This is a genomic window from Streptomyces sp. NPDC052910 (genome assembly GCF_055585605.1).
In genome coordinates, this window is record NZ_JBVJJR010000002.1 from 810,127 (window position 1) to 834,301 (window position 24,175).

The 24,175-nt window shown below is 67.5% G+C and carries 17 protein-coding genes and 3 pseudogenes; 9 read left to right on the forward strand and 11 right to left on the reverse strand.

Features of this window, described 5'->3' with window-relative positions; translation table 11 throughout:
* Positions 1 to 252: 252 nt before the first annotated feature.
* From ACZ6X9_RS09190 to ACZ6X9_RS09220, 7 genes and pseudogenes are all read right to left on the reverse strand, one after another.
* Positions 253 to 1,755 carry a prenyltransferase/squalene oxidase repeat-containing protein gene (locus tag ACZ6X9_RS09190; protein WP_469777302.1) on the reverse strand — a complete coding sequence of 501 codons (1,503 nt, stop codon included), beginning with the start codon at positions 1,753 to 1,755 and terminating at the stop codon, positions 253 to 255.
* 231 nt (positions 1,756 to 1,986) lie between these two features.
* Complete coding sequence (locus tag ACZ6X9_RS09195; RefSeq protein ID WP_469777685.1) at positions 1,987 to 3,813, reverse strand: hypothetical protein; 1,827 nt, start codon at positions 3,811 to 3,813, stop codon at positions 1,987 to 1,989.
* A 294-nt stretch (positions 3,814 to 4,107) separates the two neighbouring features.
* A pseudogene (locus ACZ6X9_RS09200) lies at positions 4,108 to 4,258 on the reverse strand (IS5/IS1182 family transposase); the annotation flags it as partial.
* Between the two features lie 284 nt (positions 4,259 to 4,542).
* A pseudogene (locus ACZ6X9_RS09205) lies at positions 4,543 to 4,776 on the reverse strand (4-hydroxy-3-methylbut-2-enyl diphosphate reductase); the annotation flags it as partial.
* Positions 4,773 to 5,858, reverse strand: a complete 1,086-nt coding sequence (locus tag ACZ6X9_RS09210) for a polyprenyl synthetase family protein (RefSeq protein ID WP_469777303.1) — start codon at positions 5,856 to 5,858, stop codon at positions 4,773 to 4,775. The gene ACZ6X9_RS09210 and the pseudogene ACZ6X9_RS09205, both read right to left, overlap by 4 nt.
* On the reverse strand, positions 5,855 to 6,997 hold the full coding sequence (ispG, locus tag ACZ6X9_RS09215; RefSeq protein ID WP_469777304.1) for a flavodoxin-dependent (E)-4-hydroxy-3-methylbut-2-enyl-diphosphate synthase: 1,143 nt from the start codon (positions 6,995 to 6,997) through the stop codon (positions 5,855 to 5,857). The genes ACZ6X9_RS09210 and ispG overlap by 4 nt, the downstream gene beginning before the upstream one ends.
* Positions 6,994 to 8,880: a 1-deoxy-D-xylulose-5-phosphate synthase gene (locus ACZ6X9_RS09220; RefSeq protein WP_469777305.1), complete on the reverse strand. Its 1,887-nt coding sequence runs from the start codon at positions 8,878 to 8,880 to the stop codon at positions 6,994 to 6,996. The genes ispG and ACZ6X9_RS09220 overlap by 4 nt, the downstream gene beginning before the upstream one ends.
* 778 nt (positions 8,881 to 9,658) lie before the next feature.
* Between ACZ6X9_RS09220 and ACZ6X9_RS09225 the strand changes: the two are divergent.
* Positions 9,659 to 9,943 (forward strand): annotated as a pseudogene (locus ACZ6X9_RS09225) (1-deoxy-D-xylulose-5-phosphate reductoisomerase); the annotation flags it as partial.
* Between the two features lie 203 nt (positions 9,944 to 10,146).
* Here ACZ6X9_RS09225 and ACZ6X9_RS09230 read toward each other — a convergent pair.
* Entirely contained in the window at positions 10,147 to 11,583 is a 1,437-nt protein-coding gene (locus tag ACZ6X9_RS09230; protein ID WP_469777306.1) for a hypothetical protein, read from the reverse strand.
* Positions 11,584 to 12,217: 634 nt separating this feature from the next.
* Between ACZ6X9_RS09230 and ACZ6X9_RS09235 the strand changes: the two genes are divergently transcribed.
* The 7 genes from ACZ6X9_RS09235 (at position 12,218) to ACZ6X9_RS09265 (ending at position 19,291) form a co-directional block, all read left to right on the forward strand.
* A complete protein-coding gene (locus ACZ6X9_RS09235) occupies positions 12,218 to 12,490 on the forward strand; it encodes a hypothetical protein (RefSeq protein ID WP_469777307.1) in 273 nt (90 codons plus the stop codon).
* A gap of 144 nt (positions 12,491 to 12,634) precedes the next feature.
* Entirely contained in the window at positions 12,635 to 14,023 is a 1,389-nt protein-coding gene (locus ACZ6X9_RS09240; RefSeq protein WP_469777308.1) for an ABC1 kinase family protein, read from the forward strand.
* A gap of 104 nt (positions 14,024 to 14,127) precedes the next feature.
* A complete protein-coding gene (locus ACZ6X9_RS09245) occupies positions 14,128 to 15,198 on the forward strand; it encodes a polyprenyl synthetase family protein (RefSeq protein ID WP_469777309.1) in 1,071 nt (356 codons plus the stop codon).
* Positions 15,199 to 15,688: 490 nt separating this feature from the next.
* Positions 15,689 to 16,018, forward strand: a complete 330-nt coding sequence (locus ACZ6X9_RS09250) for a PadR family transcriptional regulator (protein WP_469777310.1) — start codon at positions 15,689 to 15,691, stop codon at positions 16,016 to 16,018.
* A 38-nt stretch (positions 16,019 to 16,056) separates the two neighbouring features.
* A complete protein-coding gene (locus ACZ6X9_RS09255) occupies positions 16,057 to 16,413 on the forward strand; it encodes a DUF1048 domain-containing protein (RefSeq protein WP_469777311.1) in 357 nt (118 codons plus the stop codon).
* A 266-nt stretch (positions 16,414 to 16,679) separates the two neighbouring features.
* Positions 16,680 to 17,915, forward strand: a complete 1,236-nt coding sequence (locus ACZ6X9_RS09260; protein WP_469777312.1) for a serine hydrolase domain-containing protein — start codon at positions 16,680 to 16,682, stop codon at positions 17,913 to 17,915.
* A gap of 563 nt (positions 17,916 to 18,478) precedes the next feature.
* Complete coding sequence (locus ACZ6X9_RS09265; RefSeq protein WP_469777313.1) at positions 18,479 to 19,291, forward strand: thioesterase II family protein; 813 nt, start codon at positions 18,479 to 18,481, stop codon at positions 19,289 to 19,291.
* Positions 19,292 to 19,318: 27 nt separating this feature from the next.
* Here the strand turns inward: ACZ6X9_RS09265 and ACZ6X9_RS09270 are convergent, their stop codons facing one another.
* Positions 19,319 to 20,374 (reverse strand): methyltransferase, encoded by a 1,056-nt coding sequence (locus ACZ6X9_RS09270; protein ID WP_469777314.1) that lies wholly within the window; start codon positions 20,372 to 20,374, stop codon positions 19,319 to 19,321.
* Positions 20,375 to 20,735: 361 nt separating this feature from the next.
* Between ACZ6X9_RS09270 and ACZ6X9_RS09275 the strand changes: the two genes are divergently transcribed.
* On the forward strand, positions 20,736 to 21,608 hold the full coding sequence (locus ACZ6X9_RS09275; protein ID WP_469777315.1) for an aspartyl/asparaginyl beta-hydroxylase domain-containing protein: 873 nt from the start codon (positions 20,736 to 20,738) through the stop codon (positions 21,606 to 21,608).
* A 99-nt stretch (positions 21,609 to 21,707) separates the two neighbouring features.
* Here ACZ6X9_RS09275 and hppD read toward each other — a convergent pair whose 3' ends face one another.
* Positions 21,708 to 22,787 carry a 4-hydroxyphenylpyruvate dioxygenase gene (gene hppD, locus ACZ6X9_RS09280; RefSeq protein WP_469777316.1) on the reverse strand — a complete coding sequence of 360 codons (1,080 nt, stop codon included), beginning with the start codon at positions 22,785 to 22,787 and terminating at the stop codon, positions 21,708 to 21,710.
* Between the two features lie 76 nt (positions 22,788 to 22,863).
* Positions 22,864 to 24,087 carry a cytochrome P450 gene (locus ACZ6X9_RS09285; RefSeq protein ID WP_469777317.1) on the reverse strand — a complete coding sequence of 408 codons (1,224 nt, stop codon included), beginning with the start codon at positions 24,085 to 24,087 and terminating at the stop codon, positions 22,864 to 22,866.
* Between the last annotated feature and the right edge of the window lie 88 nt (positions 24,088 to 24,175).

A 24,175-nucleotide genomic window follows, 5' to 3' on the forward strand; every position in this document is an offset into this window, starting at 1 on the left:
CTGGGCCACCGCGGTCAGTAGAGGACGCCCGTGCAGGCCAGGACAGGGTTACCCATGTACCCGGGGCCGTCGGGAGTGCCCGGCACCCGGGAGGTGGTGGGCATGACTCCGGATGGTGACACCGTCAGGGTCGGCGTTACGCGCCTCGGTGCCGCGGAGCATTCCTGTCTCACTCACCTGGGACCACCCCAGGTCACCGCCTCGCAACGGCCCACGGCTACTGAGACGGGACAGTCGCGGCCAGGACCAATTTCATGATCGCCCACTGCCCAAGGCCGCAAGCCCCATGGCCGTGAAGGCCTGGGTTTCGATGGGCATATGTGTGAGCAGCGGTCGCGGGCCGAACATCTCGGGGATTCCGGGCCAACTTCCGTCCTCGCGTTGGGTGCGGCTGAGGTAGGCCACCGCCGCATCTGCCCGCCTGTCCACCTGCCCACATCGAGAAAGCGTAGCCAGCGCGAGTCCTGTAGCCGATGCGCAACTGGTCTGGCCTTCAGTCTGGCCCCAGCCGCCGTCCCGGTTCTGTGCAGCAGCCATACGTTCCGCTGCCTGCCTGACCCGAGAATGGTCGAATCCGAGGGCCCGGCCTATCTCGAGGAGGGCGTACGGGGCGCTGTGATACCAGCTCGCCGGCCAGTTGCCGTCGGCGATGCGGTACTGATCGGAGAGCCACAAGCGGGCTGGTCGCAGCCGGAGGCGGTGGTGGTTAGAACAGCTATGGAGCGCGGCGAGGACGTGGGCGACGACGTCGGGAGCCGGCGGATCCTGGTCGAACTGCCAAGTCCGCCACAACCCGTCCGGACGTTGCTGATCAACGAGATAGCCGACGGCCTTCCGAACCACGTCGGGATGGCTCCGGCCGTTCTTCAGGGCGAGCAACACACCGGCGGTCGTGTCGCAGTCGGACTCGGCCCCGCCACCGAAACCCCAGCCACCGTCGGCGTTCTGTGCGGCGACGAGATAGTCCAACGCCTGGGGAAGCGACAGGTCACGGAAGGTCTGGTGGCGGCCACATGCCCGCACAACCAATGACGTGTCCCAGATGTCGCAGATACAGAACCGCCAGGTGCCATCTGGGTACTGACTGGCCAACAGCCAGTCTCGGGCCCGCTGTCGTGCGTGTTGCGCGATGCCTGCCGAGCGGAACGCCAGTACGGCCATGGCCGTGCTGATCGGGTTTTGGAAGAATGAACCATCCGGATTCTGTTGGTCCACCATACGCACCACAGCTTCCGCGGCGGCCTGCGCATTTCCGAAGTATTTCTCGATCAGCCCCCGTGCCGACAGTAACTCGACGACACTCCACGGTTTGAGGTGCTGGCTACTGTACTTCTCGTACCTCGAAGCGATAGTTGCCCGTAAGCCGCTATCGTCGAGACTGCTGTACACTTTTCTGCCTGCAACGAGAGCGACGACGTGCACGAGCAGTCGACGCGAAGAGTAGACCGGGTCATCGAAATCACGGTGCGTCAAATCGATTCCGTTACCCCAACCAAGAGCAATATCCCGCAGAGCCTGTTCGACGCATGCTGCGATGGGGTGATGGCTCTGCGGGTTTGCTGTCGCCAGCCACGCGCGGGCGCGGTTTGCCGCGCCATCCGCACCGCCATTGCAAGCATCGCCAGGGTGAGGTGCGAGCGCCTGGCAAACAAGCGCCGTCTCCAGTATCCGCGGATCAGGTGCCATTGCCCACGCACCCGATCCGCGCTGGGTTTCAACGCAGTAGGCCACTGCCCTGTCCAATGCCGAGATCATCGAGGAGGGCCTCCTCCCAATGGTTCGCCCGGGTTGCTATTTCAGACTCGACGCTCCGAACATGCGAGAGAAACCCTCTCGATGCACAGTCCGAGGGCGGCGCGTACATACCGGCATGCATTGCGCTGCGGCACGCACCTGGATCCGCCACTAGAACAACCAGCCCTTGGCCGTTCGTCCGGTGCCAGATCACCGAAGTGTGCGGCGCGTCTTCTGTTCGGCGGTCTGGAATCATCGTTCATGAGCAAGGTGGTACCACAGTGGAGTTCCGGGAAAGCTCATACTGTGAAAGATGATGGAGGCAGGCAATCCGAACTCTTCCCCACAATTTGTCGTGTCGGTCTCGAAGATCGCGTTTACGGACCGGTAGAGATCCGTGGCCCGCCGGTACAGCCATCGCGCGCGTCCCTCGTCCGGGCCGATTAGGTGAAGCAGCAATCCCCGTCCGGCGTCCTCGTATTTCCTACGGTGGCTGAAAGCCAGTTCAAAGAAGATCAGACCACTGTCGGTCACCAGCCAGAAATTGGGATCTTCCAGCAAGTAGACCGACCCTCCTCGCTCTCCGACATCAAATGCCAAGGCGGAAGCCCAGAACCCCTCATGCGCCCTGTCCCACACGTAATTCTGGTAATTCGGCCCCGGATGGAAATCGGCTGTTTCGCCATCGAGCATGTGCCGGCCGAGGTCGCGTGGCAGGGCAGGCGGGGCAGGTGGCCAATCCCGGCAGGTCGTGCTGCCACGGAGGCGGGTACATTCGTAGTGCGCCCTGCGCTGCTGTCGTCGTGCCGGTTCCGACCAGCCGTCCATCAGTCGTTCCCAGAGCGCGGGGTCGGAGATCGGGTCCGCTACGGGCCGGGCGTCTTTGTAGACGCCCTGCACGATGTCCCGGGACTTTTCGAGACTTGCATAATGGCAGAAGATTTTGGACGCCGCGTACATGCCCTCGTACGACAGCAAGTAACATGTCAGCGAGGCCCAAAAATTCGCCAGTGCTTCAATAGGCTCGGTTCCCCACTGAGGTTCTGGCTGAGCGGAGTTCACGGCGCCGATGATAGCCTGCATCATCAGCGTCTGATTTCCGGTATGACTGCCCTTGAAGTCGGTGGGCAGGCGATCCACCGCGTCGGCTGTCACTGTCCGCCACAACAGGAAACGTTCGCTGGCACACTCGCATTCTGCCGGGCTGCCCATCACGCGATCCAAACTGGCATCGTAGGACCTGCGGGCGATGTGGGCATAGTGTTCGTAACCGGGATGGTGCATTGCGGTTTCCAGCGCCTCGGGATACTCGATGACTTCCGCACGGGCTGGGTCGGTGCATCCGGACACCATGTTGCCGGCAAGGTACCGGTGGCCCAATTGACGGGTTTTTTCGTCGACCCTCAACATGGCATAGGCCAAGACGGCTACGTTAGCGACCATCACATCCACTCGGTCACGCTTGACGGCTTCCACATCCGTCTCCGGCGTGAATGCTGCTGTCAATCCACCCAGGCTTGGGTTGAAAATCGACGCCACACGGCTCAGCATGTCACAGTCATGCTCCGAAACGGCGGCCCAGCCGGCCGCCGCAAAATGAAGCTTGATCCAAACTGCATGCAGTTTCCGGGCGACCTCTTCAGCCCCCGGCCGCTCATCCGCCAGCCTCAAGCAAGAGTCGACTATCAGTTGCGTATCGACGGCAAGCCCGACCCCGGCCTCTCGCCGCACTCGGGCTCCGGGCAAAACCGCAGACAGAACTTTGTCCAGCGATACTCCACCCATCAGCGCGTCGCCCTCATCTCGGACCAACGCCCACGGTTTCAACGCAAGACTGTGCATGAACCCCCAGACCACAGTCAGCGCTTCCAGCCGGGTGCCCACGATTCCTGACGGCTTTCCGCCGCACCCCCGGACAAATTCGTAAACACGATCCTCGTCCAGCCCCTGCGGTCGCTTACCAGGCCAATCCATGGTGTAGCGGCGTGGTTGGCGTCCTGTGGGTCGTTTTCCCACCACGGTGCGCGCCTGAAGCTCGGCTGCCGAGTAGACCCATTCACGGTCGCTTGCGTTGCTCATTCTTGGCAGTCCTTCATTCCGGCCCCTTGCGGCCTGGGGGCAGCGACTCAATCGGTTGGTAGAACCTGAATGATTCGGAAACGGCGAGAGCTCGGAAACATTTTTCATGTATGGGCGATGAGGGGGAGACCCGCGGCAGCGGCTGACGTGAGTTCGGGCGGGCGCACCAGAAGGGGGTGCCATTGCTTGACCCGGGAGACGCCGGTTGGAGCGGGATGCGCAGTGCCGCACCTTGTCGGAGGCCCGGTGTGTGTCGGACAGCTCGGTCTTCGAGCGGCGCTTGATCGAGGTGATCACGGTGCCGCCGGCTCCGACGTCGCCCTTGTCCGCGAGGACTTCGAGGGCCAGTCGTGCACAGGCGCCGATGATGTCGTGCTGCTTCGCGCGCGGCTTTGAGGTCGTGGGTGGCGCCGGGCAGGGCGGGCGAGATCCACAGGAACCTCCCACTCCCGGGATGAATCCGAAGGCTCCATACAGCCATCATGTTGGGGCGTGGCGGGAGGGGGAACCCCCTCACCCGGTTGAGCACGTGAACGTGCTGAAAGGTTCGCCCTCGTGAATATCCTGCGACACCTGCCCGGCGACCGATCCGCTCGCGCAGCCACCCGGTCCACTCGGTCAGGACCTTCGGCTCCAGGCCGCCTCCGATCGGGCCGGCGTCCCGCCGTACCCGGCGGAGCGGGACAACGTTGTTGAACCCCCGTCAGGTGCGGGCTTCGACGCGGTACTGACGATGTTGCCCTCGGGCACCTCGAACGTCTCGTCGACGAAGATCGAGCCCTTCTTCTCCAGCGTCTTCACCACGTATTTGTCGCGCACGATCTCATGGCGCACGTACACCGGCGCACCGTACTGCTCCAGGGCCTTCTCGACCGCGATCACGGCACGGTCCACCCCCGCGCACCAGCCGCGCGGAGAGGCGAGCAGGACCCTTCGGCGGAGTTGAGCCGTGGAAGTGGTCATGAGGACCTCACCGTGGCGGCGTCGGCGATCATTCGAAGGGTTTGGGTCGCGGGTTCCGGGAGGGGTGCGCGGGTGAGGGCCTCCCGGGCTTGTTCGCAACGCGTTTCGATCATGCGTTCCACCTTCGCCCGTGCGCCGGTCGCGGTGAGGATGCTGCGGATGCGGACGGCGCCGAGCTCGCTGAGGTCAGGGGTGCCGATCATTTCGCGAAGGGTTTCGCGCTGAGAGGCGTTGGCGTGTTTCAGGGCCAGGGCGAGCAGTACGGTGTGCTTGCCTTCCCGCAGGTCGTCGAGGCGGGACTTGCCTGTGTCGTCGGGGTCGCCGAAGACCCCCAGAAGGTCGTCACGGAGTTGGAAGGCCTCACCGATCGGCAGGGCGTAGGCGGTGAGGGCGTCCAGGACGTCCGCGGACGCGCCGGCGAGGGTGGCGCCGACGTGCAGGGGGCGTTCGACGGTGTATTTGGCGGTCTTGTAGCGGATCACGCGCATGGGGGCGTCGACGTCACCGCTGAGGTCCCCGGTGGTCAGCAGATCGAGGTACTGGCCGTAGAGGACCTCTGTGCGCATTCGGTCGACCAGCGGCAGGACGGACGTGAGCCGTCCGGTGGGCAGACCGGCGGTGTGGAGCAGTTCGGCGGACCAGGCCAGGGCGAAGTCGCCGATGAGGATGGCGGCGTTGTTCCCCAGGTCCGCCGCCTTGGGCCCGCGCGCGGGGCGGTGGCGGTGGGCCACGGCGCAGTGGACGGTGGGGCGACCACGACGGGTGGTGGAGTGATCCATGATGTCGTCGTGGATGAGCGCGAAGGCGTGGAACATTTCCAGCGCCGCCGCGGTGCGCACCATGGCGGTGGGGTGGGCGGTGTCGGGGCCGGTGTGCCAGCCGCAGAAACACAGCAGGGGCCGTAGCCGTTTGCCGCCGGCGAAGAGAAAGGCGCGGAGGACGTCGGTGATCTCGGTGGGCATGCGCTGTGCCTGGGCCGCGTCGGCCTTGTCGACGAGGAAGCCGTCCAGACAGGCGTCCACGGCGTGGCGCGCGGCGTCGAGGTCGAGAGGGGTGGTGAGAGCCGGGGTGGGGGCGGTCATGGTGTCGGAGCCTCCGCGGGGTGTGGGTCGTCTTCTTCGGTTGTGGTGAGGCGGAGGGCGTGTTCGAGGAGGGTGTCGACGATTTTGTTTTCGGGGACGGTGGCGACGACTTGGCCGCGGACGAAGATCTGTCCTTTGCCGTTGCCGCTGGAGACGCCGATGTCGGCTTCGCGGGATTCGCCGGGCCCGTTGACGACGCAGCCCATGACGGCGACGCGCAGGGGGTGGGGGAAGCCGTCGAAGGCTGCTTCGACCTGGGCGGCGAGGCGGTGGATGTCGACTTGGAGGCGGCCGCAGCCGGGGCAGGAGACGATCTCCAGTTTGCGGGGGCGCAAGCCCAGGGACTGCAGGATGTGGATGCCGGCCTTGACCTGTTCGACCGGTGGGGCGGAGAGGGAGACGCGGATGGTGTCGCCGATGCCCTCGGCCAGGAGGATGCCGAAGGCGACGGCGGATTTGATGCTGCCCTGGAAGGCGGGCCCGGCTTCGGTGACCCCGAGGTGAAGGGGGTAATCACACTGTGCGGCGAGGATGCGGTTGGCGGCGATGACCGTCATCGGGTCGTGGTGCTTGACCGCGATCTTGATATCGCGGAAGTCGTGTTCCTCGAACAGCGAGCACTCCCACAACGCCGACTCCGCCAGGGCCCGCGGAGTGGCCGAGCCGTGTTTGGCCAGCAGCCGGGGATCGAGGGAGCCGGCGTTGACGCCGATGCGGATCGGCACCCCGGCGGCCGAGGCCGCCTTCGCGATCTCCCCCACCTTGTCGTCAAAGCGTTTGATGTTGCCGGGGTTGACGCGCACGGCGGCGCAGCCGGCGTCGATGGCGGCGAAGACGTAGCGCGGCTGGAAGTGGATGTCCGCCACGATGGGGATCGGCGACTTCCTCGCGATCTTCGGCAAGGCGTCGGCGTCGTCCCGGGACGGCACCGCGACCCGGACGATGTCGCACCCCGCCGCCGTGACCTCGGCGATCTGCCGCAGCGTGGCATCGACGTCGGCGGTCAGGGTGGTCGTCATGGTCTGCACGGAAACCGGAGCACCGCCCCCGACCGGGACATCGCCGACACGGATCCGCCGGGTCGGACGCCGCACCGGCGTCTTGGGGGGCAGGACGGGCATGCCGAGTTCGGTGGTCATCGCGGCCCCCTCAAACCGTTGAGGGGACCGGTGAGGGAAGTGACGTCGTAGGTGGTGAACGCGGTGCGAGCGCGCAGGACGGCGGCGGTGATGCCGTCCGCGTCGAGCCCCGCTTCGGCCAGCAGCGCACCACGGGTGCCGTGGGGGATGAACGAGTGGGGCAGTCCGACGCGGTGCACAGGGGTGGTCACCGCGGCGTCCGTGCAGCTCTGGGCCAGCAGTGAACCGAAGCCTCCGGTCCGGGTGTTGTCCTCCACGGTCACGGTCAGGTGATGGCGTGCGGCCAGGTGGACGAGGGCCGGATTGACGGGGGCGATCCAGCGGGGGTCGACGACGGTGGAGCCGATGCCTTCCTCCTCCAGTTTCCGGGCCGCGGTCAGGGCCGCGGTCGCCGTGGGTCCCGTGGCGACGAGGAGGACGTCCAGGGAGCGGCTGGCACTGCGGTGCAGGATGTCCAGGCCGTCCATCCGCGCGAGCACCTCGATGTCGGGACCCGCGGTCGTTTTCGGCAGCCGCAAAGCCGTCGGGCCTTCGCGGTCGGTGACGGCCTCGCGCAGCAGTTCCCTGAGGCGGCGCGCGTCCCTGGGCGCGGCCACCCGCATCCCCGGCACGATGGCCAGCAGGCTCAGGTCCCACATCCCGTGGTGGGAAGGGCCGTCGGGCCCGGTGATACCGGCCCGGTCCAGGACGAGGGTCACGGGCAGGCGGTGCAGGGCGACGTCCATCAGGACCTGGTCGAAGGCGCGGTTGAGGAAGGTGGCGTAGACGGCGACGACCGGGAGCAGGCCGCCCATCGCCAGGCCGGCGGCGCTGGTGACCGCGTGCTGCTCCGCGATCCCGACGTCGAACACCCGGTGGGGAAAGCGCTCGGCCATCAGGTGCAGGCCCGTCGGCCGGAGCATGGACGCGGTGATGGCGACGACGTCCTCGCGTTCCTCGGCCAGCGCAAGCAGTTCTTCGGAGAAGACGCCGGTCCAGGTCGGCGCCGGTGCCTGCCGTCGGTGCCGCGGGGAGGACGTCGCTGTGCCGGTGGCCGGGTCGATGACGCCGACGGCGTGGAAGCAGTCGGCTTCGTCGGCTTCCGCCAGCCGGTAGCCCTTGCCCTTGACCGTCACCACGTGTACCAAGACCGGTCGTCGCAGCGAGCGGGCCTCGGAAAGAGCTTGCTCAAGGGCGGCGACGTCGTGTCCGTCGACGGGGCCGAGATAGGCCAAACCCAGATCGATGAACAGATGGCCGGGGGTCTGCCGGTCGCCGGGATCGGCGCGCAAGACGGCCAGGTGACCGGCCAAGGCTCCCGTGGTGGGAGCATAGGACCGGCCATTGTCATTGAGAACAATGATCACCGGCCGGTCGGCAGCGGCGATGTTGTCCAGCCCCTCCCAGGCCATCCCACCGGTGAAGGCACCGTCTCCGATGACGGCGACAACGGCCCGGCTCTCCTCGCCTTTCAGAACCCGGGCCTTGGCCAGCCCATCGGCGTAGGCGAGCGCGGTGGAGGCATGAGAATTCTCGATCACATCGTGTTCGGATTCACCGCGAGAGAGGTATCCGGACAACCCACCGGCCTGCCGTAGCGTGGTGAACTCCGCCTGACGACCCGTCAACAGCTTGTGCGCATAGGCCTGATGGCCGATGTCGAAGATGATCGTGTCGTGCGGTGATGTGAAGACGCGGTGCAGGGCGATCGTCAATTCGACTGCACCCAGGCTCGGGCCCAGGTGACCGCCCACCGCGCACACGCTTGTGATCAGGAACTGACGCATGTCGTCCGCCAGGTCGTCGAGAAGCTTGACGGGCAGTGCGCGCAGGGATGCCGGATCCGTGACGGACGCCAGGAGTGGCGGTACGATTTTCGTGCTGCTGGTTGCCGAAGAACTCATCGATCGACCTCACAAGGGAGAGGCAGCGGGCACGGACTGGTACGGGGAGGTCCACGCCGGTATTCGGAAGCCGCTGATCCCTGTGCGAGCGGCGGCTGAACGACTGAGCGGACGGTGGCGGCTCGCGTCAACGTGGCAGGCGGACGCCCCGAGTTCAGGGGGATGTGCGAGAACATCCCGGGGGTGCGGCGCCCAGGGTGCCATGGACGGTAAGTCGCATTCCCACCTTCGGCCGATGACAAGAGATCCGACCAGGCGTACTCCGGCCGGCACGAAGCCCGCTCATCACACCCGGCTCACTGCGGACTGTCCCTCGGCTTCATCTGCCGCAGGCACATGCACCCCGGCGCGAAAGCAGAGGCGCGCTACCTGGTGACCCTCTGCGGGCACGCGGTTCTCGACCGGTCCGCGACTCGCCGGCCCAGGGCACAGTGGAACGGTGGGCCCCTGGTGTCCGCCCGTCGGTGCGCGGCCGGTGCCGCATTGACCCGCGCGGTCGAGGATGCCGACCGCGGCCCTTTCAGCGCGTTCACGCCCGGGCGGACGCGGCGGCTTTCGGTAGCCGCCCGCAGTCGTGTGTACTGGTGGGCGGGCCATCCGCAGGGTGTCCGCCTGTACGGCCGTGGGCACGACCAGGTCCCAACACCTCCGCGTGGCCGCGTTCGTCACCCGCGGCAGACGGAGAGCGGACGCCACCCTCACGCTAGCCCTCCGGCTGGGGGAACGTCGCGCCCGGAAGACATGGAAAGAAGGGAACATCTGACGTGAGCGTCGCACTGTGCACCCCCATCTGCCCCATCGTGCGCTGTGCGTCGAACCCGGTGGCCCGCGCGGGATCGTGATCCTCGGTTCCACCGGCTCGATCGGGACCCAGGCCGTCGATCCGGTGCCGCGCAACCCCGACCGGTTCCGGGTGACGGCCCTGTCCGCCGCCGGCGGCCGGATCGAGCTGCTCGCCGAGCAGGCGCACCGGCCGGACGTGCGCGCGGTGGCCGTGGCCCGGGAGGAGACGGCCCCGGCGCTGCGGGCGGCGTGGGCGGGTCGTTCCGGTGGGGTGCCGCCGTCGTGGACGGCGGGTTGTCCACGTCGGCGCGAAGACATAGGCCTCCCCTGGCGACGGTAATGGGTGGGGTGCTGAACGGCGGCCGGGGGCAGAGCAGACCGGTTCGCCTTCCTTCGTCCGCGCGGGCGGACAAAGTGGGGAGATGTGTGGAGACCTGGGACGGAGGGCCCCGCGCCGGACTGCCGTCGACGTCGGTCGGTTGTTCAGTCGATGCTTTGGTGCCTGTTCTCTGGCGCGGGCGATGGCATCTCGGGGGTGTTTCGAGTAGTCGTCGCACCTGCCCGTGCCCTCCGCGGAAAGCGTTGAACCACCTCAATGATCTCCTTGTTCGGGCGTGAGGCGATCAGGTGGCGGCGTAATCCTCCTAAAGCCTGCGTCGCGCGAGCCGAACGCAGCCGACCCTCCTCCGCGAAGGCCGACTGCGCCGCTGCGGAAGCCCGCTCCAGATTGCGTTGCCGTAGGTACAGTCGAGCGAGAAAGGCATCAGTCAGTACTCGAAGGCGTATTTGGTCGGCGGGACGGTGCTCTCGCGAAACTTTCAAAGTCGCGGCCGCGGCGTTGGCATCGCCCAGCAGAGACCAGGTGCGAGCCTGCAGGAAGGTCAGGTCGGCCAGTTGAAAGGTGCGGAAGGGGTCTTCCTCGGCGCCGGGGCGGGCGAGTTGGGCTTGCTGTTCCCATGTCGCCTGGTCGAGGTCGGCCAGAGCCCCCCGCCGGTCGCCGGCCTGGGCCAGAGCCACAGACCGCTGGGCCAGCAGCAGGGATCGGACCCCACACTGCCCCCGGCCCAAGGGAATCTCGCAGGATTTCCGCGCCAAGCGGAGGGCCAAGTGATGGTGGCCGAGCGCCTGGGCGTGAAGACTCATCGCACAGACGGTCTGGGCGTACGTGTCGAGGGCGTCCGCTTCAAGGGCCAACCGCATGGCCAGGCGGTGGTGTCGTTGGGCTGCGTAGTGGCGAAGTTGGTCCTGCCACGCCTGAGCGAGTACGAGGGTCAACTGGGCGGCCGCGCGCAGCAACCGCTGGTGTGCCGGCGTCGTGCTGTCCGTGCGCAGCCAACGACATACCTCGTCGTGGAGGTAGCACGTCAACGACCGCCAGGCGTGACCTCCGCCGAAGCTGAGGAAAGCGTGGAGAAACCTGCGGGCCATCTGCTCCGTCGCACTGGCTTCCGCCAGATCGGCGCAACCGGCCTCGGGATGCCGTGGTGACCGGTGGGGGCGGGCCGGCGTGGAGGGCCTGGGAATCGGCTGGGCCAGGTCCAGGTGGTAGGGCAGGAAGCGCGATGACTGGCTGGTGTCCGGCTGTGTCAGCTCCGTGCATAACTGGAGCAACTCATCGACGGCACAAGGTTGTTCGCCCGGCTTCGATGTACGGGTGGGTGGCCTGCGCTTCCATCCCAAGTCCTCGACCGTCACCACTCGACCCAACTGCCTGGTGAGCGCTTCGGCCACGAACGCGGCGGTGGTGGGATGCGGTTCGGTCCCCGTGAGCCAATGAGCAACCGCGCTGCGGTCATAGGACATGTGTTGGTCCGCTTCAGCGGCCAGATGCGCGACAGCGCGCAGTAAGCGGGCGTGCGACCACTGTGCTTCTGCCAGGGCTGAACGCAGGAATTCATTGGGACGACGCTTTGCGGGCACTCTGAGATTTCCTCTCCTGGGGAGCATGGCGGGACGTCCAGGGCCCGCCGAAAACACCAAGGCGTGAACCGACTCCCTCTCTTCTTCGAAAGCAACAAGCGCCTGATTCCTATCTCGTCGAGCTGTTGGCCGCGATCGTGAGCAGACGGCCGCTCTTTCCCATTGAGCCTCGCGTATGCGCGATCGCGCGAACTTCCGCTGCGGCTTGCCGGCCTGACAGTCGTTGAACTACCAGGCGGCAGCGGGCATGACGGATAGCGCCAGTCGGTGCCCCGGTAGGATACGTCCGTATAGTGCTTGCCGGTAGGGCGTCTCGCCGACACGCGGTCGTGACGCAAGAGGCGACGGCCTGACAATCATATGACCTGCTCGACGCTTGTTTTCCCTTGCGTGTGGGGCGTGCGCGGGGGTAATTGAGGGGCTTTTCTGTGAAAGCACTTGGCGCCGGATCGCATTGCACCCGACCACCTGGCCGGGAGCCCGCGTGAGATCCGTTGCAAGGCCGCTCTTCAACGCTTTCAACAGAGCGAGCCGACTGGGGAGTAGCGCAACCCGTGTGGGGCTGAGACCTTGGGTATGTCCCCGGTACTCACCGGCCCTTTGTAGAGAACAGGCGGATTGAGGAGATTCTTTGATGGCCAGGAGGCGCAGGAACAATCTGCTGGACGACGTGCTCGATCGCGCGTGGGACATCGACCGCGACCTGCGGCGGGCCACGCGTCGTGGGTTCAACAGCAAGAGGAAGAGCAAGGGTGGGGGTGCCCGCAAGTGGGCGAGGCGCAACAACGAGGCGCTTGAAGCGCTGACGATGCAGGTGCAGGCGTTGACCCAGCAGATCGCCCTGTCCCACAACCAGCAGCACGGCACCGCTCAGGCAGCCAAGGGCAGCAGTACGGCGAAGGCGTAGGGGGCAGTGCCGGGCGGCCGCGGTACCGAGACGGTACGCGTCTTCGGGCACCTGCTCGCCGACGAGGCAGCGCGTTCCGTACGCACTCGCTTGAGCCGCGGACGCCGACCCCCGAACGCCGAGTCGACTCGGGAATATCGGGCGTTGGCCCTTCGGGCCGCACTGGAGGAACTGGGCCCGTTGTACGTGAAGATCGGGCAGATCCTCTCCACACGGCCTGACCTCGTGCCGCAGTACGTGATGGACGAGCTGGCCCAACTGACCGACCGGGCGAACGTCTCGCCGTTCAGCACGTTCGAACCGGTCCTGGAGGCGGATCTCGGGCCGCACTGGCGGATGCGGTTCAACTGGATCCGCACCGAAGAGCCGCTCGGCTCGGCCTCGCTCGCCCAGGTGTACCAGGCCGAGCTCGCGGACGGCAGACCGTGCGTGGTGAAAATCCAGCGTCCGGGCTCCACCCGGCTGGTCACCTCCGACATGGTGGTCCTCCAGCGGGTCGGCAAGGTCATCGCGCGCGTCGCCCCGCACTTCAACGAGGTCGTGGACGTCGGAGCGATGCTGGAGACCCTCTTCCGCGCGATGGAGGACGAGCTCGACTTCACCAAGGAGGCCGACAACTGCAAACACGCCCGCAAACTCACATACGACCTGAAAACCGTGCGCGTGCCGAAGGTCATCGACGCCACCGAACGCGTGATGATCCAGGCCTTGGTCGAGGGGGAAGCGGCGCACCGGATCAAACCGGACCAGTACTCCAAGAAGAAGCGCAAGACCATGGCCCGCGAAATCATGGCGTTCATGTTCCGCTGTTACTTCAGCGAGCGCTTCTTCCACGCTGACCCCCACCCCGGCAACATCCTCCTCACCCCGGACGGCAAGGCGTACCTGATCGACTGGGGCATGGTGGGACGCGTCGACCGCAGTACCAGCATGGCCCTGCTCGCGGCCTTCATCGCCATGGCCCACAACGACGGCCCCGGGCTCGCCCAGGCGTGGATCCGTCTCGGCACCACCACCCCGTGGAGCAACATGGGGGGGTTCACCAGCGACCTGGCCCGCTTCGTGCCCATCGTGGCCGACGCGGCGCTCGACCGGCTCAACTTCGGCGTCTCCCTCACCGCGGTGCTGCGCTACTCCACCAAGAGGGGGATCGGGACGGCACCGGCGATCTCGCTCATCGGCAAATCGGTGGCCAACGTCGAAGGGTCGATACGCAACATCGACCCGAGCCTCAAACTGAGCGACGCGGTACGCGACAGTCTCAGCGACATCCTGACAGACCTCTTCCGGGACCTGATCTCCAAGGAGCACCTGGGCCAATACGCCCTGCATTTCCTCACGGCGGCCGAGCAGAGCCCCGGCGAGATACAGCGTGCCTTCGCCGACCTCACCGCGCGGCAGACCACGGTCCAGACACACACCAACCTTGGCCATCGGGTCAAGCCGCGGCCGATCCAGGACGGTGGGGTCTCCAAACTCGTCGGCGCGGTTACGCTCGCGGCCCTGCTCCGGCGTCACGGGAAGCGTCACTGACCGTGTCCGGGGAAACCTTTCGATCCGGCTCCGAGGAGCAGTCCTCCCGCACGCCCCTGACAGCGATCTCCGTGTATCTATGGCGACGTACACCGGAGGCTTCCATGGCCGACGGCCACTCCACCCGCCCCGACGACGAGGCACAGTACGGTCCGGGTGGAGACGAGACCGACCCTGTTTCCTGGGGTCGCGCCGTGACCCAGCCGGTCATCCGAGATTACGTGAACCGTCTGCCGGACTCGTTGCGGAAGGTCGCCGAATACCACCTCGACTGGTGGGACTCGCGGGGTGACATCACCCGTGAAACCAACGGCAGGGCGCTCCGGCCGGCACTTGTACTGCTCGCTTCCCGAGCAGCCGGTGCCACGCGAGCCCGGCCCGCCGCCCAAGCCGCTGCCGCCGCCGAACTCGTCCACCAGTTCGTTCTCCTGCATGAGGACGTCATCGACCAAGAGACCGTGCGGGGGCATCGGCCCACTTCTCGGGCCGTCTTCGGGACACCGGCGGCTCTCCTTGCCGGCGATGCCCTCCTGGCCATGGCCACGACTGCTCTGCTGGAGTCCCGGCCCGCGCGCCGGGCGGTGCGGGCCGCACACGAACTCCTCCGGACCGTCAGCGTCATGCTCGACGGTGCGAACACCCAGGTCGCCCTCGAGGCTCGCACCGATGTCGCGCCGGATGAGTACCTCGCGATGGCTCGAGCCGAAACCGGCTCTCTCATCGCGACCTCGTGCGCGCTGGGCGGACTCTTCGCCGACGCCGACGAGCAGACGACCACGTGCCTGCGCAATTTCGGAGCACATTTCGGGCTGGCTTTACGGCTGACGAACGACCTGCTGAGCCTATGGGGAAGCCACGACGGTCGAACCGATCTCGATCACTCCGGCAACAGGTCCCGCAGAAACACCTACCCTGTGCTCACCGCGCTCGCCGAAGACCATCCGGCAGCGACCGAACTGCGCCTGCTCCTCCGCGACAACGCACCCCCCACAGGTACGCGGCGACAAGCATGCGCCGCTCTGTCGGAACAAGCCGGTGGACGCCGCCGGACCGAAGAACAGGCCAGAAGATCACTCCACACAGCGGTCTCCTACCTTGAGCAGGCGGACCTCGTACCCGAGGCCGCCACGGCACTTTTGCGCGTTGCCGACCGATCTGTTCACCCACGTCGCTGACGCCGACTGCCGAAGACCCGCCTGGCCTGTCGGGTGGCCGGATGTGTCCGCGGACGAGCCCGGACAGGGGGTTCGCCGAGCTGCCATCCCTGCGAGCGCTCCCGGACGGACACATACGCGGGTGCCCGCCTCAGCATGCTTCCCGTCCGGTTCCGGCCCCCCTCAGCGTCCCGGGAGCGCCGCAAGGCACAGGTCCCGTCACCTGTACGGACCGGTCGCCAGGCCTACGCCGCTTCCGGCGGCGCGACGTGCGCGGCCCGCCACCCTCCGGGACGAGGGTGGTGACGTGGTGGGGTGGCCGAGCGGCCTACGCGCGGAAGGTCGCCTCACCCGCCGCCTGGGCGATGAGGTCTCCCCCGCCGCCCGGGCTCCGACAGGCTCTGCCGGGCTGCTGCCCGGCTCTCACTAGTCTGTCTTGCCAAGTACCGGTAGTCAGCGTTACAGTGTACCGGTACGTGGCGCCGTTGCCTGATCCACGGGGAGGTGTTCCATGGCCAAGCTGTTGACGGAGATGCTCAAGGGCACGCTGGAGGGCATCGTTCTCGCATCCCTGTCCGGCCAGGCCGCCTACGGCTACGAGATCACCGCACGGCTGCGGGAGCAGGGTTTCTCCGACATCACCGAAGGAACCGTCTACGCGCTGCTCATCAGGATGGAGAAGCGAGGCCTCGTCGACGTGAAGAAGGTCCCCTCCGAGAAGGGGCCGCCGCGCAAGGTGCACTCCCTCAACGCTCAGGGACGGGAGTACCTCGAAGGGTTCTGGAAGACGTGGAGCTTCTTGGCGGAACGGCTGGAACAGCTCCGCGAAGCGGGAAGCTGACCATGTCCGATGGCGACTAGAGCGGTCTCGCCTCGAAGGTGATCGGGCCCGAGGAGCGCTGGAGGGCGGGCAAGGCGCGGGGCGAGGCGCTTCCTGGGGGCCACCGCACGGCGGTCGAAGCGATCGAGCGGCACTTGGCGCACTTCGTGCCGACCGACGGCGACAGCAATGCGTCGACGCTCGAAGACCTCGCCGACCTGTTCGAACGGGCCGCGGCGGACGGAACGCCGATCCACGAAATCGTGGGGGCGGACCCGGCGGAGTCCGTAGAGACGTTCGCTCAGAACCACTCGGAGGGCGGCTGCCCACCCGCTCGTGCGCGGAAGCGGCTCACCGACGGCATCGAGTGCCGCACCGCCGGTGAAGACACCGGAAGACAAGACAGGACAGTCTGACAACGGCGCAGCGCGTCACGCCGGGCGCCGAGCACCACTTCATCGCCTGCCGGCTCTGGCCGACCATGGCGCCATACCTGGTCGGCCGCCTCTCGCCGCGTGTCGGCGGCGGTTCATGACGACAACGGCTCCGGTTGCCATGCGCTGTTCATCAATTGCCCCGGAACCGCGCGCAGCGGACGCGCCGCAGGTGCCCATGCACACCCATGAAGGCCATGCCGGGGACAGGCCTCGACAAGGCCAACGCTCGCACAAGGAGATTCACGATGGGAAAAGGCACTGACGGCTTCTCCGAAGCGGGGCTGCGCAGGCTGCGTGGGGTCCTGGCCCGACATGTGGAGTCCGGGAAGATACCCGGGCTCGTCGCCCTGGTCAGCAGGGACGAGGAGACGCACGTCGAAGCGATCGGAACGATGCGCCACGACGGCGGCGCGCCGATGCGCCGGGACACCATCTTCCGCATGGCATCGACGACCAAGCCCGTCGCGGTCGCCGCGACGATGGTCCTGCTGGACGAGTGCCGGCTGCGGCTGGACGACCCGGTGGACCGGTGGCTGCCCGAGCTCGCCGACCGGCGGGTTCTCAAGCGAGCCGACAGCCCGCTGGACGAGACCGTGCCGGCACGGCGTCCGATCACCGTGCGGGACCTGCTCACCTCGACCTGCGGGCTCGGCCTGGACACCACGGCGATGGGCTCGTCGATGATGAGGGCGTACTTGGAGCGGAAGGTCTACGGCGAGAACGGATGGATGTTACCGGCAGTGGAGCCGGATGAGTGGATGCGCCGCCTGGGCACGCTCCCACTGATGTACCAGCCCGGAGAGCGGTGGCTGTACAACGTCAGCGACGACGTCCTCGGGGTGCTGGTGGCCAGGGTCACCGGCCGGTCCTTCGAGGCGTTCCTGCGCGAGCGCGTCTTCGACCCGCTGGGGATGAAGGACACCGGCTTCCACGTGCCCGCCGACAAGATCGACCGGCTGCCGCCCCTGTACGCCCCCGATCCGCGGACCGGAGAGTTCACCACGGAGGACCAGGCCGAAGGGGGGCACCACAGCAAGCCTCCGGCATTCCAGTCCAGCGGCGGCGGACTGGATTCCACCGTCGACGACTACCACGCCTACTTCCGCATGCTGCTCAACAGCGGAACGCACGGCGCCGAACGGATCCTGTCCCGGTCCGCCGTCGAGCTGATGACCACCAACCGGCTCACGACCGAGCAGATGGCCGCCCGAGACGCCTGGGCCCGCGGCATCGTCCATCTGTCATACGGCCAAGGACAGCACGGCGGCTGGGGCTTCGGGATGGCGGTGCGCACCTACCGCGGCGACTACGCGCCCATCGGCCAATTCGGCTGGGACGGCGGAGCCGGCACTACGACGTACGCCGACCCGAGCAACCAGCTCGTCGGCATCCTGCTCACCCAGACCGGTATGTCCACCCCCGATTCGGCGCGGGCCATCCACGACTTCTGGACCACGCTCTACCAGACCATCGACGAGTGACCTGCCGACCTGTTCGATGGCAGTCCGGCAGCACCCCTCGACCAGGCGCCGGTCTTCGGCCGGCAGCAAACGGGGCAGGGGAAGCTGCGCGAGCACGGTGGGTCCTGTCAGCAATGCTCATGGGGGCGGCGGCAGTTGCGCCGCCGGCCCCGGACCGTGTGAGCCCTACCTCACGTCTTCCCGGAAGATGGAGCTCAGCACTCCGGAGCCCGGAGAAACGAGGTCGTGCCCGAACCGCGTGAGCTTCGAGGCCGGGCCCGTGCGGCGCGCTGTCTCCGCCGGCAGGACCCCGTCGGCCTGCGAGACGACCCCGCTGCCGTCACCCGACACCCGCACAAGCGGGTATGACCCGACACGCCTGTTCGCCTGAAAAGCGTTGCCGACCTGGGAGGAAACAGGCACTTCGACAATTACTCGTTCTCTTTGGTCAGCGGAACTTTCTGCTGGGCCGGTCACCTTCCGGACAGTCCACTTCGTGAAATCTTGAGGTTAGGATCAGTCAGAAGCCGCCGACCGGAATTGACCTCGGCGGTGACTATTTCACGAGGGGGAATTCCACACCCATGAGGCATCGGAACGGCACGCACATCGACACCTGGATGACGGTCCAGCAGAAAACCCGGAACTCGGCCGCCACGCTCTTTGTCTTTCATCACGCGGGCGGTTCGTCGCCGCTCTACCGGCCATTGGCGGCCGAGGTCCCGGAGGACTTCGACGTGGTGCTCGTCGACCTGCCCGGTCGCGGGCGCCACAGCGAGGCGAGGCCGCTGACCTCGATCGACGAGGTGGTCCGGGAGCTCGTGCCCCGGGTGCTGGCCGTCACCGACGGACCGCGCGCCTTCTTCGGGCACAGCATGGGCGGCATGGTGGCCCATGAGGTCGCGGCGGCGACGGCCCCCGCCGAGCGGCCGGTGTGGCTCGGCCTCTCGGGCATCACTCCGCACGGCACGGCCGCCGTTCCGCCGACCGGTCGGCCGGCGACGGGCGCCGGCTCGGTGCGGGACCGCGAGCATCTGATCGACTTCATGCGTCGTCTCGGCGGGACGCCGGAGGAGGTGTTCGAGTGCGAGGAACTGCTGGACTACGCGCTCGATCTGCTCGGGGCGGACCTCGGGCTGCTGGAAGCCCCCCGGCCCGTGCCCCCGGTCCGGCTGTCCGTGCCGATCAGCGTGTTCGGCGGGACGGACGACACGGCCGCTCCCATCGAGGGCCTGCGCGGTTGGGAGTCGCACACCGATCGCCCGATCCGGCTGCACCACTTCCCGGGGGGCCACTTCTACCTCTTCGACCGTCCGCGCGACCTCGCCGCACGGATGGTCGAAGACCTCAGGGACGCCCTGGGGGCACGGCGTCCCGCCGCCGTCGCGCACTCCTGACGAACGTTCGTCGAGGCAGGCCCCGCGTCACGCCTGACGGGCCTGCCCGGACGGAACCGCCTCGATGACGCTGAAGCTCGACTCGCCGACCGGGAACACCCGGGACCGGGTCAGGCCGACGCCGGCGAACAGCTTGTCGAACTCCGACAGCGAACGTTCACGGCCGCCGAGCAGCACCAGCATGCCGAGGTCGCTCCAGCGGGCCGGATGGGGTTCGTCGGTCTCGGGGACGACGAGTTCGCAGATCAGCACCCGGCCGCCGGGAGCGAGCGCCCGGACGCTGGCGCGCAGGATCTCGGCCGCCTTCTCGTCGTCCCAGTCATGCAGCACGCTGCCCAGGAAGTGGGTGTCCGCGCCCCCGGGAAGCTCCTCGAAGAAGTCGCCGGCCACCAGCGTGCAGCGGTCCCGCACCGGACCGAGCGGGGAGTCCTGATCCGCGCGATCGATCACCGAACGGCGGTCGAACAGCACGCCGTTCAGCCGCTCGTGGGCCTGGAGCACCAAGGACATCACGGTGCCGATGCCGCCGCCGATGTCCATGACGGTCCGGGTCTCGTCCCACACCGGCAGGTCCGCCAGGCCGCTGTACAGGCGCTTGGCCCGCTCCTTCATCCGAATGTTGAAGTCGGCCTCGGGCGTGGGCCTGGTCTCGTTGTCCACGAAGAAGGTCTCGCCATGGGCGGCCGGGAGCGGCTGCCTGGCCGCGGCGGCGTCGGCGGCCTGCAGCCAGGACCGGAACGAGTCCAGATTGGAGAGCGTGGCCCGCATCGACACCGCGGAGTCGGCCTTGAGCACCCCGCCCAGCTCGGTGGGCGTGAAGTGGCCCCGGTGGTCCCGGGTGAAGAAGCCGGCCCCGGTGAGGGCGTTCAGCAGGCTCGCGAGCGGCTCCGCCCCGAATCCGACGGTGGCCGCGAGCTCCTCGGGTGACGATCCGTCCGCCGCGCAGGCGTCGGCCACACCGAGCCGCGCGGCGATGGCCAGCGCGTACGGCAGCACCGCGACCACGCTGTCGTCCACCATCAGCAGGAATTCGCGCACGACCGGATCGGGCACACCACGCACCAGCTTTTCCAACTCAGTCATGTACTCGCCCCACTCTTGATCGATGCCATCCGGATCCCGAAACCACAATTGCCATCCACCGGCCGGCATTAGCCATGCGTGTTCACGGCCCCATTCCGGCCCTCATGCGTCACGAATGCGAGTCTAACGGGGAAGTCGTTCAACTGCCCGTGCCGAGAGGGCTGCTGAGCCGAGTTCGATCCCCTGCGCGGGAATGGACGTTCCGCCGGGGAACGTCCTAAGGTCAACCGTGACAAGGGACCGGAGAATAAACGGCCGACCGGCCCGCCCGTCCACTGTCCTGTCGACGGGACAGTGGAAATACCCACGTCCCCCCCTGGTCGCGACTGTCCACACACGTCTCGCGAAATTGAGAGGTCAGATGCGCTCGCACATCCTCGGCAAGATCGACCTGGATCCGGCACGCCTGGCACCCGATCTTGAATACCTCGCCGCCGTTCCCACCGCGGAAGAGGAGTACGACGAGTTCGCCAACGGATTCTGGAAGAACATCCCGCTGTGGAACGCCAGCGGAAGCGGCGACGATCGACTCTATCGCGATCTGGACGGTTCCTCGGCGAAACCGACCGAGCACGCGGACCGCGTTCCGTACCTCAACGAGATCATCACCACCGTGTACAACGGCGACCGTCTCCAGATGGCCCGGAGCCGGAACCTGAAGAACGCCGTCGTCATCCCCCACCGCGACTTCGTCGAACTCGACCGCGGGCTCGACCGGTACTTCCGCACTTTCATGGTGCTGGAGGACAATCCGTTCGCCCTCCACTCCAACGAGGACACGGTCATCCATATGCGGCCGGGCGAAATCTGGTTCCTCGACGCCGCGACGGTACACTCGGCCGTCAATCTCTCCGAGCTCAGCCGGCAGGCGCTCTGCGTCGACCTGGTGTTCGACGGTGAATTCGACGAGAAGGACGCCTTCGCGGATTCCGGTTTCTACGCCCCGGGCGCCGTTCCGGACCTGCCGGAGCGACTCCCCTTCACCTCGGAGAACCGGGACCGGATCCTGTCCCTCTCGAACGTGATCGAGCGGGAGAACTTCCGGGACGTCCTGTTCCTGCTGTCCAAGGTGCACTACAAGTACGAAGTGCACTCCGGCGAGACCTACGACTGGCTGGTCGAGATCGCCAAGCTGAACGGCGACGACCAGATGATCCTCAAGGCCGAACAAATACGGGACTTCGCGATCGAGGCCCGCGGACTCAGCGAACGGTTCTCACTGACCTCTTGGTGACTCCCGGCAGCACTCCTCGCAACGGCCGCTGCCGCTCGTTGTCCCCGCCGTGAGCGGCGGGACAACGCGCGGCAGCGGCCTTCGGCGTCCGCCCGGCGGCTACGACACGGCCCGGCCGGTCGGGCTGCCCTCCTGCTGGCGGTCCACGGCCTCGTAGAGCGCCTTGATGTTGTTGCTGCCGAAGGTGCGGGCGCCCCGGCGGTCGATCAGCTCGTAGAACAGGGTGCCGCGCGGGTGCTCCGATCTGGTGAAGATCTGCAGCATGACCCCCACGTGGTCACGGTCGGCGAGCACGTTGAGCTCGCGCAGCGCCTCCACCGGGACGCCGATCGGGCCGAGCCGCGACCCCAGCACGTCGTAGTAGCCGGACGGCGTGGTGAGGAAGCGCACGCCGCGCTCGGCGCTCGCGGGCACCGCGGTCAGGATGTCCTCGGTCAGGAACGCGATGTGCTGCACGCCGGCGCCGTCGTGGGCCTCGATGAACCGGTCGATCTGCCCTGGGGCCCGGGTGACGTCCGGCTCGATGATGGTCAGGGTCAGCCGTCCGGAATCGCTTTGGACCACCTTCGAGTCCATCGCCTGGTTCCCGACGATGATCTGCTCCTCGAAGGTCTGCCGGAGCCCGAATATCTCCTTGTAGCGGAGCACCGTCTGCTCCAGCGTGCCGGCGGGCACGCACACCGCGAGGTGGTCGATCTCCGTGAACAGTCCCTCGGCCGAGCGGTCCCGGCCGGTCTCCTCGATCAGCGGGGCGAACGGGCCGTCCGGTAGGTCGCGGGAGACGAAGCGGTGCTCCACGTCGCCGAACCCGCCCACCGAGGCGAAGACGACCCGGGCCCCCTCGGGGCCGAGGACCTCCGGCGGGGCGACCGGGACCGCGCCGCGCTCGACCACCTCCGCGAAGGCGGCCTGCGCGTCGTCGACCCGCAGGGCGATCACGCCGACGCCCTCGCCGTGCCGCTCGACGTACTCGGCGGCACGGTGGTCCGGGCTGGTGGCCGAGGTCACCAGCAGGGCGATGTCGTGCTGGCGGAGCAGGACGGACTCGCATCCGCGCAGGCCCGTCCGGGCTCCGCCGCGACCGGCGACGACGAAGCCGAGCCGGTCGCACAGCTCCGAGGCCGCCTTCTCGGCGTTCTCGGCGAAGTACTCGATGTGATCGATCGTCTGGATGTCCACCGCCACCTCCAGGGGGCGTAGTCGACCGGGGCCGGCCGCGGCGGTCGCCGCGGCGGCCCCGGTTTCGATGAAAGGGTCAGAGGCGAACCGGGAACGCGTGCAGCGGCCTGCCACCGCCGGCGATCGGCTCGTGATAGGTCAGGCGGCCGTCGATCTCCAGGGTTTCGCGCTGGATCAGCAGGTGATCGAGGGCCACCTCGCCCTCCAGGTAGGCGAGCGCCGCGCCGAGGCAATAGTGCGGGCCCGCGGCGAACGCGAGGTGGCCCTGCCCGCGCTTCGCCTCGCGCTCCACGTCGCACCGTTCGGGATCGGGGAAGACGGCCTCGTCGAAGTTGCCGGAGTGCAGGGAGGCCGTCAGGGCGTCGCCCTTGCAGACCCGGATGCCGGCAAACTCCATGTCCTCGGTCGCGTAACGCGGCCCGGCGAGCGGGACGGGGTTGGCGATCCGCATCAGCTCGTACATGGCGTGCGGGAGGGCCTCCGGCTTGGAACGCAGCAGGGCCAGTTGGTCCGGGTTGTCGAAGAGCGTGAGGATCGCGTTCGGGATGAAGTGGGCGGTGGAGTGGTGTCCGTTGTTCACCACGACGAGCACCAGCGAGACGATCTCGGCCTCGGTGAGCCGGTCGTCGCCCTCCTCGCTCTTCCGCACCAGGGTGGAGATCATGTCGTCCCTGGGCTCGGCCCGGCGCCGCTCGATGAGCCCCTTGACGTACTCGACCAGGCTGCGGATGCTCGCGGCCAGGTCGACGTCGGCGTTGGCGTAGTCGTTCATCCACTTGCGCACCTGCGGCCGGTCGGCCTCGTCGACGCCGATGAGCTCGCAGATGACGGAGCCGGTCAGCGGGGAGGAGTAGTCCTCGATGAGGTCCCCGCCGCCCTTGGCGACCATGGCGTCGAGGAGTCGGTCGGAGATCTCCTCGATGCGCGGCTTCAGCGCCTTCATCCGCTTGGCGCTGAACGCGGGCGTCACCAGCCGGCGCAGCCGGCTGTGGTACTTGCCGTCCACCAGCATCAGGTTGGCCGCCAGGTACTCGCGGAACTCGTCCGGCAGACCGAGGGCCTCGATCGCCTGGTCGGCGAGGCTGGGCCCGCGGTGTCCCGGCACGTTCTGGTAGTCCACCACGAGCCGCGGGTCGCTCAGCGCCGACCAGATGTCCTCGTTCCGCGTGACCAGCCAGACCGGCGGCCCACCGGGGAACCCGATGCGGACGAGCGGGGACATCTTCCGCAGGCGCGCGAAGGCGGCGTTGGGGTCGTCGCCGAATTCGGGGTCCAGCAGGCTCACATACGGCTCAGCCATAATCTGCGTCTCCTTGACGTGCTGTGACGCCATTGATCGATCGGATGGTGCCAGGGGGCCCGGCGCCGGAGGATTCCGGCGCCGGGCA

Excerpts from the sequence above, each read along its gene's own strand:
- ACZ6X9_RS09190 (WP_469777302.1), bottom strand. The coding sequence starts at position 1,755 with ATGATCTCGGCATTGGACAGGGCAGTGGCCTACTGCGTTGAAACCCAG.
- ACZ6X9_RS09195 (WP_469777685.1), bottom strand. The coding sequence starts at position 3,813 with ATGAGCAACGCAAGCGACCGTGAATGGGTCTACTCGGCAGCCGAGCTT.
- ACZ6X9_RS09210 (WP_469777303.1), bottom strand. The coding sequence starts at position 5,858 with ATGACCGCCCCCACCCCGGCTCTCACCACCCCTCTCGACCTCGACGCC.
- ispG (WP_469777304.1), bottom strand. The coding sequence starts at position 6,997 with ATGACCACCGAACTCGGCATGCCCGTCCTGCCCCCCAAGACGCCGGTG.
- ACZ6X9_RS09220 (WP_469777305.1), bottom strand. The coding sequence starts at position 8,880 with ATGAGTTCTTCGGCAACCAGCAGCACGAAAATCGTACCGCCACTCCTG.
- ACZ6X9_RS09235 (WP_469777307.1), top strand. The coding sequence starts at position 12,218 with ATGGCCAGGAGGCGCAGGAACAATCTGCTGGACGACGTGCTCGATCGC.
- ACZ6X9_RS09245 (WP_469777309.1), top strand. The coding sequence starts at position 14,128 with ATGGCCGACGGCCACTCCACCCGCCCCGACGACGAGGCACAGTACGGT.
- ACZ6X9_RS09250 (WP_469777310.1), top strand. The coding sequence starts at position 15,689 with ATGGCCAAGCTGTTGACGGAGATGCTCAAGGGCACGCTGGAGGGCATC.
- ACZ6X9_RS09260 (WP_469777312.1), top strand. The coding sequence starts at position 16,680 with ATGGGAAAAGGCACTGACGGCTTCTCCGAAGCGGGGCTGCGCAGGCTG.
- ACZ6X9_RS09265 (WP_469777313.1), top strand. The coding sequence starts at position 18,479 with ATGAGGCATCGGAACGGCACGCACATCGACACCTGGATGACGGTCCAG.
- ACZ6X9_RS09270 (WP_469777314.1), bottom strand. The coding sequence starts at position 20,374 with ATGACTGAGTTGGAAAAGCTGGTGCGTGGTGTGCCCGATCCGGTCGTG.
- ACZ6X9_RS09275 (WP_469777315.1), top strand. The coding sequence starts at position 20,736 with ATGCGCTCGCACATCCTCGGCAAGATCGACCTGGATCCGGCACGCCTG.
- ACZ6X9_RS09285 (WP_469777317.1), bottom strand. The coding sequence starts at position 24,087 with ATGGCTGAGCCGTATGTGAGCCTGCTGGACCCCGAATTCGGCGACGAC.